The 13,168-nt window shown below is 71.9% G+C and carries 13 protein-coding genes; 6 read left to right on the forward strand and 7 right to left on the reverse strand.

All coding sequences use genetic code 11. The features are described 5' to 3' along the window. The first annotated feature begins 28 nt into the window (after positions 1-28). Positions 29-1,162 (forward strand): branched-chain amino acid ABC transporter permease, encoded by a 1,134-nt coding sequence (locus AB0J90_RS33585; RefSeq protein ID WP_363602979.1) that lies wholly within the window; start codon positions 29-31, stop codon positions 1,160-1,162. Positions 1,163-1,231: 69 nt separating this feature from the next. Here the strand turns inward: AB0J90_RS33585 and AB0J90_RS33590 are convergent, their stop codons facing one another. Further along, entirely contained in the window at positions 1,232-1,648 is a 417-nt protein-coding gene (locus AB0J90_RS33590; protein ID WP_363602982.1) for a hypothetical protein, read from the reverse strand. Positions 1,649-1,796: 148 nt separating this feature from the next. Between AB0J90_RS33590 and AB0J90_RS33595 the strand changes: the two genes are divergently transcribed. After that, complete coding sequence (locus tag AB0J90_RS33595; RefSeq protein ID WP_363602984.1) at positions 1,797-3,965, forward strand: DEAD/DEAH box helicase; 2,169 nt, start codon at positions 1,797-1,799, stop codon at positions 3,963-3,965. A gap of 79 nt (positions 3,966-4,044) precedes the next feature. On the opposite strand, the gene AB0J90_RS33600 is transcribed toward AB0J90_RS33595, so the two are convergent. Then, on the reverse strand, positions 4,045-4,977 hold the full coding sequence (locus AB0J90_RS33600; RefSeq protein WP_363602988.1) for an NlpC/P60 family protein: 933 nt from the start codon (positions 4,975-4,977) through the stop codon (positions 4,045-4,047). A gap of 132 nt (positions 4,978-5,109) precedes the next feature. Between AB0J90_RS33600 and AB0J90_RS33605 the strand changes: the two genes are divergently transcribed. Next, complete coding sequence (locus AB0J90_RS33605) at positions 5,110-5,484, forward strand: metal-sensitive transcriptional regulator (RefSeq protein ID WP_363602991.1); 375 nt, start codon at positions 5,110-5,112, stop codon at positions 5,482-5,484. Between the two features lie 13 nt (positions 5,485-5,497). Beyond that, positions 5,498-6,481 (forward strand): hypothetical protein, encoded by a 984-nt coding sequence (locus AB0J90_RS33610; RefSeq protein ID WP_363602993.1) that lies wholly within the window; start codon positions 5,498-5,500, stop codon positions 6,479-6,481. Between the two features lie 22 nt (positions 6,482-6,503). Here the strand turns inward: AB0J90_RS33610 and AB0J90_RS33615 are convergent, their stop codons facing one another. Further along, the gene (locus AB0J90_RS33615) at positions 6,504-6,968 is read right to left on the reverse strand and encodes a helix-turn-helix transcriptional regulator (protein WP_363602995.1); all 465 of its coding nucleotides are present in this window, start codon (positions 6,966-6,968) and stop codon (positions 6,504-6,506) included. 394 nt (positions 6,969-7,362) lie between these two features. Between AB0J90_RS33615 and AB0J90_RS33620 the strand changes: the two genes are divergently transcribed. Continuing rightward, positions 7,363-7,770, forward strand: a complete 408-nt coding sequence (locus AB0J90_RS33620) for a hypothetical protein (RefSeq protein WP_363602997.1) — start codon at positions 7,363-7,365, stop codon at positions 7,768-7,770. Positions 7,771-7,780: 10 nt separating this feature from the next. On the opposite strand, the gene AB0J90_RS33625 is transcribed toward AB0J90_RS33620, so the two are convergent. Then, the gene (locus AB0J90_RS33625; RefSeq protein ID WP_363602999.1) at positions 7,781-8,920 is read right to left on the reverse strand and encodes an SAM-dependent methyltransferase; all 1,140 of its coding nucleotides are present in this window, start codon (positions 8,918-8,920) and stop codon (positions 7,781-7,783) included. A 106-nt stretch (positions 8,921-9,026) separates the two neighbouring features. Further along, positions 9,027-10,814, reverse strand: a complete 1,788-nt coding sequence (locus AB0J90_RS33630; RefSeq protein WP_363603001.1) for a DEAD/DEAH box helicase — start codon at positions 10,812-10,814, stop codon at positions 9,027-9,029. A gap of 368 nt (positions 10,815-11,182) precedes the next feature. Between AB0J90_RS33630 and AB0J90_RS33635 the strand changes: the two genes are divergently transcribed. Further along, positions 11,183-11,419, forward strand: a complete 237-nt coding sequence (locus tag AB0J90_RS33635; RefSeq protein WP_363603003.1) for a hypothetical protein — start codon at positions 11,183-11,185, stop codon at positions 11,417-11,419. Between the two features lie 150 nt (positions 11,420-11,569). Here the strand turns inward: AB0J90_RS33635 and AB0J90_RS33640 are convergent, their stop codons facing one another. Both AB0J90_RS33640 and AB0J90_RS33645 read right to left on the reverse strand, forming a co-directional pair. After that, complete coding sequence (locus AB0J90_RS33640; RefSeq protein WP_121158362.1) at positions 11,570-11,794, reverse strand: DUF3107 domain-containing protein; 225 nt, start codon at positions 11,792-11,794, stop codon at positions 11,570-11,572. A gap of 65 nt (positions 11,795-11,859) precedes the next feature. Beyond that, entirely contained in the window at positions 11,860-12,501 is a 642-nt protein-coding gene (locus tag AB0J90_RS33645; RefSeq protein ID WP_363603005.1) for a TetR/AcrR family transcriptional regulator, read from the reverse strand. Positions 12,502-13,168 lie beyond the last annotated feature (667 nt).

Raw genomic sequence — 13,168 nt, forward strand, 5'->3', positions numbered from 1 at the left:
CCGGCGACGAGCGAAGCGAGGAGCTGGCATGACCGAGGTCAAGAGTTCTCCAGTGGTGGCACCGCCTCCGGCTGCTCCATCAGTCGAACCGGAGCGCCGCCGGGGCTGGTTCGGTCTCGTCCGGCCCTGGTTGCCGCTGGTGGCGTTGGCGGTCTTCGCGATACTGCCGTACTCGACGGTGTCGCTGCCGGGGCTCTTCGACGGGCCGCTCAACTCGCCCGGCACCCTGCAACTGCTCGCCATCTGCCTGGTCTTCGGTGGCCTCGCCGCCGGGTACGACCTGCTGTTCGGGCGTACGGGCATGCTCTCCTTCGGGCACGCGCTCTACTTCGCCGCCGGGGTCTACGGCACCGACATCCTGGTCACCAAGGACGGGCTCCCGCTGTGGCAGGCGGCTCTGCTCACTCTCGCCGGAGGCGCGATCCTGGCCGCCCTGCTCGGTGCGATCGCGTTGCGTACGGCTGGAATCGCCTTCGCCATGGTCACGCTCGCCTTCGCGCAGGTCGGTGCGACCCTGGTCGCGCTCGACTCGGGTGGCCTGACCGGTGGCGAGGAGGGTCTGCCACTGGACGTGTCCGGGTTGCCGGACAGCCTGGTCGGGGTGGCGAACACGGTCAACCTCTACTGGTTGGCGCTGGCGTACCTGGCCCTGGTGGTTTTCGTGGTGGCCCGGGTCGCCGCCTCGCCGACCGGTCGGGTGCTCGCCGGACTCCGCGACGACGAGCGGCGGATCGGGGTGCTCGGGCTTGACCCGTATCGATTCAAGCTGGTCGCGTTCACGCTTTCCGGCAGCCTCGCCACCGCCGGTGGGGTGATCTACTGCCTGCTCGTCGGTGGCGCGTCGCCGCACATCACCTCGTCCGAGCTGACCCTGTCGCTGCTGGTCATGGTGGTGCTCGGTGGACCCGGTACGCGTTGGGGCCCGGTCATCGGCGGTTTCCTCTACATGTACCTGGACCACCGCCTGACCGACTTCGGCTCCTCGTCGGCGGTCGACAGCCTCCCCACCGTCCTCAGCGCCCCCCTCTCCCAACCCCTGTTCGTCCTAGGCACCGTATTCATCCTCGCCGTCTACTTCTTCCCCGGCGGCCTGGCCAGCCTCAAAACCCGCCTAACCCCCCTCCTCCGCCTGACCCCCCGCCCCGCCCGATCCGGGCGTTGATCATGAAGTTGGCGCGGCGACACGCCGACGTCGACCGCGCCAACTTCATGATCAACAGGAGGTTCGGGGTCAGGGGGCGAGGATTTCGTAGAGTTCGGCGGGGGCGTTCATCGAGTCGGCGGGGGCGGTGATCGTGACCGTGGGGGCGGTGCCGTAGTTCGTGTAGGTGATGGTGTGCTCGTACGCCTCGGCGTTGCCGACCTCGGGGACGCTGACCGCCACGGTCGTAAGGCGCCCCTGCTGGTCGACGGTGGCCTCGAAGGGCAACCACTTGGCCGAGTCGCCCAGCACCTCGACGGCCTCCTCGGACAGGAAATACTGCCCGACCTCGCCCGCCAGTTCGACCCAGCCCGTGTAGGTCCCGGGCTCGCTCTCGGAAACCGACGTGAGGTGGTCCACCAGCGCCCGGGCGCCAGCGATGTCGGGGGACTCGTACGGCAGGGGAATGTAGGTCTCGGCGTGTATCAGGTCCTCGTTGAGCAGCATCCCCACAGTGGATCGCGGCCATATCCTGCCGGATGGGCCGGCGGCAGCGTGGCCCCACTCGATGGGCCGGTGCCGTAGGTGTGAATCGCAGGGTGCCCCTCCGAGGTCCCTGGCGCGTCGTGTCCGTCCGCGCTGGTAGAAATGCCTGGTGACGGATGACCGGGTGGCGGTACGGGAACGGGCCGAGGCGGTGTTGCGCCGGCTCGCCGGTGATCATGCGCGGCTCCGTGAGGACCAGTGGCGGGCGATCGAGGCGCTGGTGGTCGACCAGCGACGGGTGCTCTGCGTGCAGCGCACCGGGTGGGGCAAGTCGGCGGTCTACTTCGTGGCCACCGCGCTGCTGCGGGCCGGGGACGGGAACGGCGGTGGGGCCGCCGGGCCGACCGTGATCGTGTCGCCGCTGCTGGCGCTGATGCGCAACCAGGTGGAGGCGGCGGCGCGGGCGGGCATCCGGGCCCGTACGATCAACTCCGCAAACCTGGATGAATGGGACGAGATTGCCGGGGAGATCCACGCCGGTACGGTCGACGTCCTGCTGATCAGCCCGGAGCGGCTGAACAACCCCGACTTCCGGGACAGCGTGCTGCCCCGGCTCGCGGCCACCACCGGACTGCTCGTGGTGGACGAGGCGCACTGCGTCTCCGACTGGGGTCACGACTTCCGCCCCGACTACCGCAGGCTGCGTACGTTCCTCGCCGGGTTGCCGGACCGGACCCCGGTGCTGGCCACCACCGCCACCGCCAACCAGCGGGTCACCGACGACGTGGCCGAACAGCTCAACACCGGCACCGCACCGGGTCAGGCCGCCGGTGGGGCACTGGTCCTGCGCGGGGCCCTGGACCGGGCCTCGCTGCGGTTGGCCGTACTCGACCTGCCGAGCCCGGCGCACCGGCTCGGCTGGCTCGCCGACCACCTCGACGAGTTGCCCGGCTCGGGGATCATCTACACCCTCACCGTCGCGGCGGCCGGTGAGACCGCCGAGTTCCTCCGCTCGCGCGGGTACGCCGTCGCCGCGTACACCGGGCAGTCCGACGACGCCGAACGGCGGGCCGCCGAGCAGGATCTGCTCGACAACAAGATCAAGGCGTTGGTGGCGACGTCGGCGCTGGGCATGGGCTTCGACAAGCCGGACCTCGGCTTCGTCGCCCATCTTGGCGCACCGCCCTCGCCGATCGCGTACTACCAGCAGGTTGGCCGGGCCGGGCGCGCCGTCGAGCACGCCGAGGTGCTGCTCCTGCCCGGTGCCGAGGACCAGGCGATCTGGCGTTACTTCGCCTCGCTCGCCTTCCCGCCCGAGGAGCAGGTGCGCGCCGTACTCGCCGCACTGGACCTCGACCGTCCACTGTCCACTCCCGCGCTGGAGCCGATCGTCGACCTTCGGCGTACTCGGCTCGAACTGATGCTGAAGGTGCTCGACGTCGACGGCGCGGTACGCCGCGTACGCGGTGGGTGGCTGGCCACCGGGCAGGCGTGGCACTACGACGAGGCCCGGCTGCGCCGGGTGGCCGAGGCACGCACCGCCGAGCAGCAGTCGATGCGCGAATACGTGAGCACCACCGGCTGCCGGATGGAGTTCCTCCGCCGCTGCCTGGACGACCCCGAGGCCGTCCCCTGTGGACGGTGCGACCGATGCGCGGGCGCGCGGTACGACACCGACGTCTCCGCGCCCGCGCTCGCCGCCGCGCAGGCGTGGCTCGGCCGCCCCGGCGTCGACATCACACCGAAGAAGCTCTGGCCGACCGGTCTGGAGGCGGTCGGCGTACCGCTGCGCGGCAAGATCGGCCCGAGCGAGCAGGCACTGCCCGGACGGGCCCTCGGGCGCCTCTCCGACCTGGGTTGGGGTGGACGGCTGCGGAACCTGGTGGCGCCGGAGGCGGCCGACACGGCCATCCCCGACGACGTGGCGGCGGCGATGGTCGAGGTGCTCCGGGACTGGTCGCGCGGCTCCGACCCCTGGCCGGCTCGCCCGGTGGCGGTGGTCGCGATCGGCTCCCGCCGCCGGCCCCGACTCGTGCACAGCCTCGCCGAACGGATCGCCACCGTCGGCCGGTTACCGCTGCTCGGCGAGGTGCCGGCCCGGCAGGGCGCGTCTGGCGGCGACGGTCCGCGCGGCAACAGCGCCCAACGCGTACGCGCACTGCACGACACCTTTGTCGTACCGCCGGCACTGGCCGACGCCCTGGCCGACCTCGACGGTCCGGTGCTGCTGATCGACGACCTGGTCGACTCCGGCTGGACCATGACCATGGTCGCCCGCCTGCTCCGCCGCTCCGGCGCCCCCGCCGTCCTCCCCCTAACCCTCGCCCAATCCGCCTAACCCACCCCCTGCCCCCACTCCGTCCCCGCTTCCTCACCCCGCGCGCGGGGGAGGGAGGGGTGGGGAGAGGTGGGGTGGGTCAGGTGGGGCGGCCGTAGCCGTGGATGGGTTGGTAGTCGACTCGTTCGAGTTGGACGGGTTTGCCGGAACGGGGAGCGTGGATGATTTTGCCGTCGCCGACGTAGATCCCGACGTGGTGGATGTCGGCGTAGTAGAAGACCAGGTCACCGGGCTGGCGCTCGGCTCGGCTGATCCGCTTGACCACGCGCCACTGCCGGGCCGCGTTGTGCGGCAACTGCACCCCGCCCGCGCGCCAGGCGGCCGAGGTCAGGCCGGAGCAGTCGTACCCGTCCGGACCCTCTCCGCCCCACTGGTAACGCTTGCCGAGCTGGGCGTACGCGAACCGGACAGCCGACGCGGCGGCGCCGCTGCCCAGGTCGGGCGGGCGGGGGGCGGTCCGGGGTGGGGCGGGCTCGCGCTCGCCGGTCGAGTCGCGCAGCCGGCTCAGCCGGCTGATCTCGCCCTCGATGTGCTGCTTGCGCGCCGCCAGCTGGCGCTCCTGGACCCGCTGCTGCTCGTCCAGCGCCCGCGCCTCGGCGCGAGCGGTGGATAGCTGATCATGGGTGACCGTGAGCTGCGCGATGATCCGGCGCTGGTCCCGGCTCAGCCGGTTCAACATCAACAAGGAGCCGAGCAGGTCGTCGGTGGAGGCGGTGAGCAGCGCCGAGACAGCCGCGAGCGGCTGTGCCCCGTGGCCCCGGTAGACCTGGGCCGCCAGCCGGGCCGCCTCCTCGCGGTGCGCGGTCATGGCCTCCGCCAGCACGGCCAGGTCGCGGTCCAGTTCGGCCGCCCGGACCCGGGTCCCGCGCAGTTCCTCGTGCAGGCCGTTGTACTGCTCGATGACGATCTCGAGCTGCTCGGCCGCGGCGGCGAGCTGCTGTTCGGTGGTCTTGCCGGGTGGTTCGGCATCGGCCGGCTCGGGCGCGGCGGCAAGCGCCAACACGACGGACATCCCGGCTGCGAACGCCGCAGTGCGGCGCGGTACGACGGTTGTCGGCACGACCTGCTCAACGAACGACCATCGACGTTGGCGACGGGATCGACCGAGATGGGCGTGGGTACGACCGGGGGTATTCTGCACGGCATGACCGAAGAGCCGCCGGCGCTGACCCCTCCCGCCGACCCCGCTCCGGCCCCGTCCACCGCTCCCGGCGACGCCACCGCGGCCGCTGCCGGACACGGCTACTGGTACGCCTCGGACAAGCAGGCCCTCCTCGGCCGGCTGCGCCGGATCGAGGGCCAGGTACGCGGCCTGCACCGGATGGTCGAGGAGGACACGTACTGCATCGACGTGCTCACCCAGATCTCCGCCGCGACCAAGGCGCTCCAGGCGGTCGCCGTCGGCCTGCTGGAGGGACACATCGCGCACTGCGTGATGGAGGCGGCCCGGGACGGCAGCGACCCGTCCGCCAAGGTCAAGGAAGCGTCCGACGCCATCGCCCGCCTCGTGCGTTCGTAGAGGAGACCAACTCATGTCGTCGGTGGTCGGATCGGAGTCGGTGGCGACGGATGCCACGCTGGAACCGCCGCCGGCACCCCAGCCGGGCTCGGCGCGGATGGCGCTCTTCGTCGGCGGGCTGGTGCTCGCCCTGGTCGGTGGGTTCGGGCTCGGCCGGCTGAACACCGACAGCGGCGGCTCGTCCGCCGGTACGCCGTCCGCGGTGGGCGACCACACCCACGCACCGGGCACCGGGGCACACGAGCACGGGCCGGCGACGACCACGACCGGCGGCACCGCCACCGCCGGTACGGAGGTCGGCGGCCTCTCACTCAGCGCCTCCGGCTTCACCCTGGTGCCGTCGAGCAGCGCGTTCCAGGCCGGTCGGGGCCAACCGTTCCAGTTCCAGGTGCTCGGCACCGACCGTCGTCCGGTCACCAAGTTCACCGTCGTGCACGACAAGCAGCTACACCTGATCGTGGCCCGCCGCGATCTCTCCGGCTATCAGCACCTGCACCCGACGATGGCCCCGGACGGCACCTGGAGCGTGCCGTTAACACTGGCCACACCCGGCATCTGGCGGGCGTACGCCGACTTCACCGCGCTCGACGCCACCGGCAAGGAGACCGCGGCGACGCTCGGGGTCGACCTGGTGGTCGACGGCGACTACGCCCCGAAGGCCCTGCCGGCGGCGGCACGGGAGGCCACGGTCGGGGAGTTCACGGTCACGTACGAGGGCACCCCGCAGGTGGGTGCCACCCAACCGCTGCTGTTCCGGGTCTTCGCCAACGGCAGCCCCGTCGCCGGCCTGGAGCGCTACCTGGGCGCGTACGGGCACCTGGTCACGTTGCGCGCGGGTGACCTGGGTTATGTGCACGTGCACCCGGAGGAGCAACTGGTCGGTGGGGCGGTGAAGTTCTGGCTGGCCGCACCGAGCCCGGGCAGTTACCGGATGTTCTTCGACTTCCAGGTCGCCGGGGTGGTGCACACCGCCGAGTTCACCCTGACCGTGCCCTGATCCGGGGCACTCACGGGGGTGTTCAGCCGGCTTTGCGTACCGGGCGCTGGGCGAGGTAACGCAGCAGGTCGCGGATCAGTTGCTTCTCGTCGGCCGGCACGGTCGGGTCGGCGAGCCGGGTGAGGATCACCCGTACGTCCGCGTCGACCTGCACGTCACCGCGCTTCGAGGCGCGACCCGCGCGGACTGCCGTGCCGGCCGTTGGGCGGCGGCGGTCGTCGCGGACCGGTTCGCCGTCGGGCAGGCCGAGCGCCCGGAACGCCGCCGTGACCGGTACGTCGAGCGCGGCGCAGAAGCCGCGTACCTTCGCCAACTCGGGATAGTCGTGCCAGTCGCCGGCCAGCCAGCGGAACACGGTGGACCGTCCGACGCCGGTGTGAGCGGCCAGGTCGGTGACGCTCCAGCCTCGTTCGTCCTTGGCGTCGTCGATGGCCCGGCGGACGAAGCGGGCGAATGCCGCCTGGGGCGAGTCCGATGCGGCACCCATTGTCAGTGGACAGCCCTCTCCTGCTGGAGCACGACCTTTGCCCCTTGAGCGTAGTGCCATCTTGTCGCTTCGCCACTCAACCAGCCATCGACTAGTCTCGTGGCCGGGACTGCCCCGGTGCCGCCTCGGCGCCGGCTCGGCGACCCCGCCCCGGCCGCTCCGGAACACGGAGGCGCCCGGCCGGGTGTCACGGCGACGGTCTCCCGCTGACCGGGGGGTAGCGGGAGGCCGGGTCGACCCGGGAGGCCACCACTCCCGGTGACCGGATGAATCCACTATGCTCGACCATCGCGCGGCTCGCTCGGTCGTACCCGACCCGGCCGACCCGCTACCCATCGTCTGGCGTCTATCGCCTGCTGGCACGTCCCCACCGAGGCGAGTGAAGAGGATCAACGTGGCCACTCCAGCCCCACCGCTTCCCCACCGACCCGGATCGATCAGCCTGTTCTTCGTGGCCAAGGCCGCGGTCTTCGCGGCCGGCTTCTGGATCTGGCTGCTGGTGCTGGTCTTCACGCGTACGGAGGTGACCGGTCTGCACGTACTGGCCGCCACCGGGACGATCATCACCACCCTGGTGTCGGTGCTGCTCGGCGTCCGGATGGCCCTGCAGCGCAGCGCCGCCGAACGGCACGCCGACCTCAAGCGACTGCTCGTCGACATCTCCTGGAACGCCTTCGCCGCGGCCGGCAACGCCGAGGCCGAGAGCAACGGCAACGTCGTACCGTTCCCGACCACGGCGTACGACGTACCCACCCCGTCCGGGCGTACGCCGGGCGACAGCAACGGAGACCGCCGCCGCTGACCCGCAAGGATCAGCCCAGCAGGGTTTCCAGCCGGGGTACGACCTGCCACTGCGACACCAGACCCCGGTACTCGGCCCGCTGTTCCCGCGTCGGCTCGGTGCCGGTACGGCGGGCGCGCAGCAGCAGGTTGCGCGGGGTGTGCTGGCTGTCGACGAACTCGACCACCTCGACCCGGTAACCGTGCAGCCGCAGCAACCCGGCCCGCAGCGAGTCGGTGAGCACGTCGGCGAACCGCTCCCGCAGGATGCCCTCCCTGGTCAGCAGGTCGTACGGCTCCGGTGCCGGCCGGGCACGCAACTGCCGGGCCAGGTCGTGATGGCAGCACGGGGCGGCGAGCACCCAGCGGGCGCCCCAGCCGACCGCGCGGGCGAGCGCCTCGTCGGTGGCGGTGTCGCAGGCGTGCAGGGCCAGCACCAGGTCGGGTGCCGGTTCGACCACCGCGTCCAGGATGGTGCCGGCGACGAACCGTACCCGGTCGGCGCAGCCCAGTTCCTCGGCCAGTGCGGTGTTGCGCTGCCGCTGGTCCTCCCGTACGTCCACTCCGACCAGTTCGACGTCCACCCCGCGCCCGGTCAGGTAGCGGTACGCCGCGAAGGTCAGGTACGCGTTGCCGCAGCCGAGGTCGACCACCCGCAGCGGACCGGTCAGTTCGGCCGGCAGCGTTGCCGCCAGCGCCCGGAGGAACGCGTCGACCTGGCGCCGCTTCGCCGCGCTGCCACCGACCGCGGTGAACAGCGGATCGCCCGGATCGAGCAGGTACTCCTTGGCCCGGTCGTGCCCGGCCGGCACGACGGCGGTACGGTCGGCGACCGCCCGGTGCACCTGCGCGTCGCCCTTCTTGGTCACCCGTACCTGCACGGTGGCGGTGGCCGTCTCCACGTGCCAGTTGCCGAACGGCTCGGCCAGCAGGGCGTCCACCGCCTCGTCCGACTCCGGGCCGGGTGCCACGTTGCGGGTGTACGGCCGGGAGCCGTCGAAGGTCGCGATCTGTAGCCGGGGCCCGGACTTGAGGGCGACCGGCCGCAGTTCGGCGCGAACCAGGGTCGGCGCCTGTCCCCGGCGACGGCCGGCGGCGACCGCACGGGTCAGCCCCGGGTCGAGCAGCAGCGCCCGTACCTCGGCCAGTGCGAGTTCGAGTTGTTCGGGCATGTGTCTACCTGGCCTTTTTCGTGCGGGGTCGAGTCGGGGATCGACACGGTTCCGGCCTCCGCCGAGGATCGGGGAGGCCGGAACCGATGAGCTGTGGTGACGGTGGTCAGGCGCTGGCGGAGTCCGCCGGGGCCGAACCGTCGCCTGTGGAGCGCGCGTCCGGCGTACCGGAATCGGTGGCGCCGGTGTCGGTGGAGGCCGAACCGGCCCGCGAACCCCGACCGCCACGGCGGCGGCGCCGGGTACGGCCGCGACCGGTGCCGGCCTCGTCCGATCCCTCGCCGGTGACCTCGGCGGCCGGGCCGGTGCCGTCGGTCACGACCGCGGTGACACCGGCGGTGCCGGTGTCGGTGCCGTCACCGGCGACAACCTCGCCCGCGCGGCGCCGACGGCGCTGCCGGGTGCTGGTCCGGACCACCTCGTCGGTCTGATCGACCGGCGCCTCCGGGGCGGTGGCGGCGGCCGGTCGGCCACCGCCGGAGCGACCGTCGCCGTCCCGGCGGCCCCGGGTACGACCCGCGCCGCGGCCGGCGCTGTCGCCGCCCCGGCCCTCGGGCCGGCGGGCACTGCGGGACCGGCCACCGAGGTCTTCCTCGACCTCGGCGGAGAGACCCACGCGGGTCCGGTCGGCGGTCGGCAGCGTGCCCGAGACGTCGGTCGGGATGTGCAGGTCGGTGTAGAGGTGCGGGGACGTGTGGTACGTCTCCGGCGGCTCCGGCATGTCGAGCCCGAGCGTCTTGTCGATGATCCGCCACCGGGGCATGTCGTCCCAGTCGACGAAGGTGATCGCGACACCCGTGGCGCCGGCCCGGCCGGTACGACCGATCCGGTGCGTGTACGTGTCCTGGTCTTCCGGACAGTCGTAGTTGATCACGTGGGTGACGCCGGTGACGTCGAGCCCGCGGGCCGCGACATCGGTGGCGACCAGCACGTCGATCTTGCCGGTACGGAACGCCCGCAGCGCCCGCTCCCGGGCACCCTGTCCCAGGTCACCGTGGACCGCCGCGACCGCGAAGCCACGGAAGTCGAGATCCTCGGCCACCCGGTCGGCGGCCCGCTTGGTCCGCGTGAAGATCATCGTCAGGCCACGCCCCTCGGCCTGCATGATCCGGGCGACGATCTCGACCTTGTTCATCGAGTGCGTGCGGTAGACGAGCTGCTGGGTCAGCGGCGACGGCCCGGTCTCGGCGGTGTGCCCGGCGTGGATCGTCACCGGCTGGTGCAGGAAGCGCCGAGCCAGCGTGACGATCGGGTCCGGCATGGTGGCCGAGAAGAGCATCGTCTGCCGCTTCTCCGGCAACATCGCCAGGATCTTCTCGACATCGTCGAGGAAGCCCAGGTCGAGCATGCGGTCGGCCTCGTCGAGAACCAGCGCGTGCACGCCGTCGAGCCGCAGGTGCTTCTGCTTCGCCAGGTCCATCAACCGGCCGGGCGTACCGACCAGGATCTCCACGCCCTTGCGCAGCGCCTCGACCTGCGGCTCGTACGCCACCCCGCCGTAGATCGGCAGTACGCGTACGCCACGGGTCTTGCCGGCGGCGGCGATGTCCTTGGCAACCTGCAGGCCCAGCTCACGGGTCGGTACGACCACGAGCGCCTGCGGTACGCCGGTGCTGCCCTCGGCGGGCGCGGTGACCCGCTCCAGCAGCGGTACGCCGAAGCCCAGGGTCTTGCCGGTGCCGGTCGGCGCCTGGCCGATCAGGTCGGTGCCGCGCAGCGCGATCGGCAGGGCGTACTCCTGGATCGCGAACGCGCGCACGATACCGACGGCGGCGAGCGCGTCCACGGTCTCCTGACGTGCGCCCAGGTCCGCGAAGGTGGGTGCCTCCGGGCGCACCGGGGCGTCGGCGGCCAGCTCCTGGCCAGCCATGATTTCTTCGATTTGATCGCTCATCTGGTTGTGGGGGTGCCCTCTCGTGGGTGCGCCCCGTCAGTCCGTAGGGCGCGGTTTCGGTTTGGCGCGGGCCACACGGTCTGCGGCAGAAATGCCGACTCAAACCGGGCCGCACGCGCGCCGCAGGAAGCATTTCGAGGTACTCGAGACCTACGGCAACTGCTCCATGTTACCTGAGCCGGGCAAATGTCGCCTCTACTCGCGCTGATGGAGCCACAACCGGGGGTACGGGCTGTGGTGCGCATTACTGTGGCGCGTTCGGCAAACCGGACGAAACTCGCGGTCGTCCCCGCACCCGTCGAATCCACGTACGTCGACACGGTTGTGCTCGAAACAGGCCGGTCGTCCGGTTCGGTCGGGTGGGTCCGGTGGCGGGCGCCCGCTCCGGCGACACCGGTCCGGAGCGTCGCCGGACGGCTCTCGATGGGGGCGCGGCGGCCGGTAGGGAGGGGCTGACGCAGGCGGGGCGGTTGGCCGGCGAGCGGGCGGGGCTGACCGCGATCCGCGCGGCGGGACAGCGGTGGCCCGGCCGGCGTCGGTGCGCTACCCGGCGGCTGACCGCCGCGCGTACCGCCCGGACGGCGGCCGTCGAGCTGGACAACTGAGCTGGCCAGTGCCCCTGCGAGGCAGCGGAGGCCGCGTGACCGACCGCGCGACCCGGTAGGGGACGGGCGGCCGGTCTGTTGAGCGACGAGCTGGCCCCGGACCGGCCGGTCGGCCGGTGTCGGGACGTCAGCGCGTCGAAAGGGACCGGGTCAGCGGGCGACGAAACCGACGGCCCGAGGGGACGCCTCGGCGATCTCGACGTACGCGACCTTGGTCACCGGGACGATGATCCGGCGACCCTTCTCGTCGGTCAGGGACAGGGTGCCGTCGTTGGCGATGGCGTCGGTCACGATCTGCTCGATCTCGGCCGGCGTCTGCGCGCTCTCCAGCACCAACTCGCGCGGCGCGTACTGCACGCCGATCTTGACCTCCACGGGACCTCCTCATCCAGGGCGAAATCTCGCCGTTGCGAAGGCTATCCGATGAGCGGAGGTATCCGTCAGGCCGACTCGCCCTGGAGGGGGAAGCTGGCGATGCCACGCCAGGAGAGCGCGGCGAGCAACGCCTCCGCCTCGGACTTCGGCACCTGACGGCCACCGGCGAGCCAGAACTGCGCCGCCGTCTCGGCCGCGCCGACCAGGCCGGAGGCGAGCAACTCGGCCCGTGCCCGATGTACGCCGGTGGTGGAGATGATCGTGTCGGCGATGGCCGCGATGCAGCCCTGCTCGACCCGTTCGACCCGTTCCCGTACCGCCGGCTCGTTGCGCAGGTCCGACTCGAAGACCAGCCGGAACGCCTCGCTCTTGTGGTCGATGAAGTCGAAGTACGCCCGTACCGCGCCGCTGACCCGCTCCTTGTTGTCCGGGGTGGCCGCCATCGCGTCCCGGACCATCGCGACGATCGCGTCCGCGTGCGTGTCCAGCAGCGCCAGGTACAGCTCCAGCTTGCCCGGGAAGTGCTGGTACAGCACCGGCTTGGAAACCCCGGCCCGCTCCGCGATGTCGTCCATCGCCGCCGAGTGGTAACCCTGGGCGACAAAAACCTCCTGGGCGGCGGCCAGCAACTGCTTACGCCGGGCCGAGCGAGGCAGCCGGGTAGGTCGGCCTGCTGTCTGCGCACCGTTCTCCGCAGCAGCGGTCATGGGAACCTCCGTGTCTCACATCGCACAACCATCGACCTCGATCAGAACGGATCGACGCATCGCGTCGCGCCGTCGAATTAGGCCACCGCTGTAACTTATCGCCACTGTCACCACACGGTAGCCTCAGCGGGGGCGACCAAGGAGCGCACGGTGGACGAAACAGGGCAACCCGGGGCCGCCGCACCGGGCGAGAACGGCAACGGGGCAGGTCCGCACGGTGACCTGGCCCGGCCGGCCAATGGGTGGGCGGCGGCCGATTCCGGCTGGCCCAACGGGGCCAAGCCGGCCGACGGCGGCTCCGATGCACGGCCAAGATGGCGCCAGGCGCCGGAACCGGGGGGCCCGCCGTCATGGGCGGCCGACCCGGCGACGAGATACGCCGACCCGTCGGCCGCGAACGGTGCTGCCCGCGAGTCCGGGCAGCCCACCAACGGGGCGACCTTCGGCGACCGGCACTACCCGGAACCGCCTGCGGCGGCGTACCGGGCACCGGCCAGCGGACCGCCGTACCCGTACCAGGGCGAGCCGGAATACGCGTACCCGGAGGACTTCGGGCCGGAGCGGATCGCCGTACCGGCGCCGCGTCCGCCCTCGGCCCCGCAGCGCCCCGGCCACCCGGAGCAGGACCGTTTGCCGTCCGCACCGGAGCGGCCCGTCGGCGGGCAGG

Source organism: Micromonospora sp. NPDC049523 (assembly GCF_040676775.1).
Taxonomy (GTDB): domain Bacteria; phylum Actinomycetota; class Actinomycetes; order Mycobacteriales; family Micromonosporaceae; genus Micromonospora_G.

Coding starts and splice junctions, on each gene's coding strand:
- AB0J90_RS33585 (WP_363602979.1), top strand. CDS start 29: ATGACCGAGGTCAAGAGTTCTCCAGTGGTGGCACCGCCTCCGGCTGCT.
- AB0J90_RS33590 (WP_363602982.1), bottom strand. CDS start 1,648: ATGCTGCTCAACGAGGACCTGATACACGCCGAGACCTACATTCCCCTG.
- AB0J90_RS33600 (WP_363602988.1), bottom strand. CDS start 4,977: ATGTCCGTCGTGTTGGCGCTTGCCGCCGCGCCCGAGCCGGCCGATGCC.
- AB0J90_RS33605 (WP_363602991.1), top strand. CDS start 5,110: ATGACCGAAGAGCCGCCGGCGCTGACCCCTCCCGCCGACCCCGCTCCG.
- AB0J90_RS33610 (WP_363602993.1), top strand. CDS start 5,498: ATGTCGTCGGTGGTCGGATCGGAGTCGGTGGCGACGGATGCCACGCTG.
- AB0J90_RS33615 (WP_363602995.1), bottom strand. CDS start 6,968: ATGGGTGCCGCATCGGACTCGCCCCAGGCGGCATTCGCCCGCTTCGTC.
- AB0J90_RS33625 (WP_363602999.1), bottom strand. CDS start 8,920: ATGCCCGAACAACTCGAACTCGCACTGGCCGAGGTACGGGCGCTGCTG.
- AB0J90_RS33630 (WP_363603001.1), bottom strand. CDS start 10,814: ATGAGCGATCAAATCGAAGAAATCATGGCTGGCCAGGAGCTGGCCGCC.
- AB0J90_RS33645 (WP_363603005.1), bottom strand. CDS start 12,501: ATGACCGCTGCTGCGGAGAACGGTGCGCAGACAGCAGGCCGACCTACC.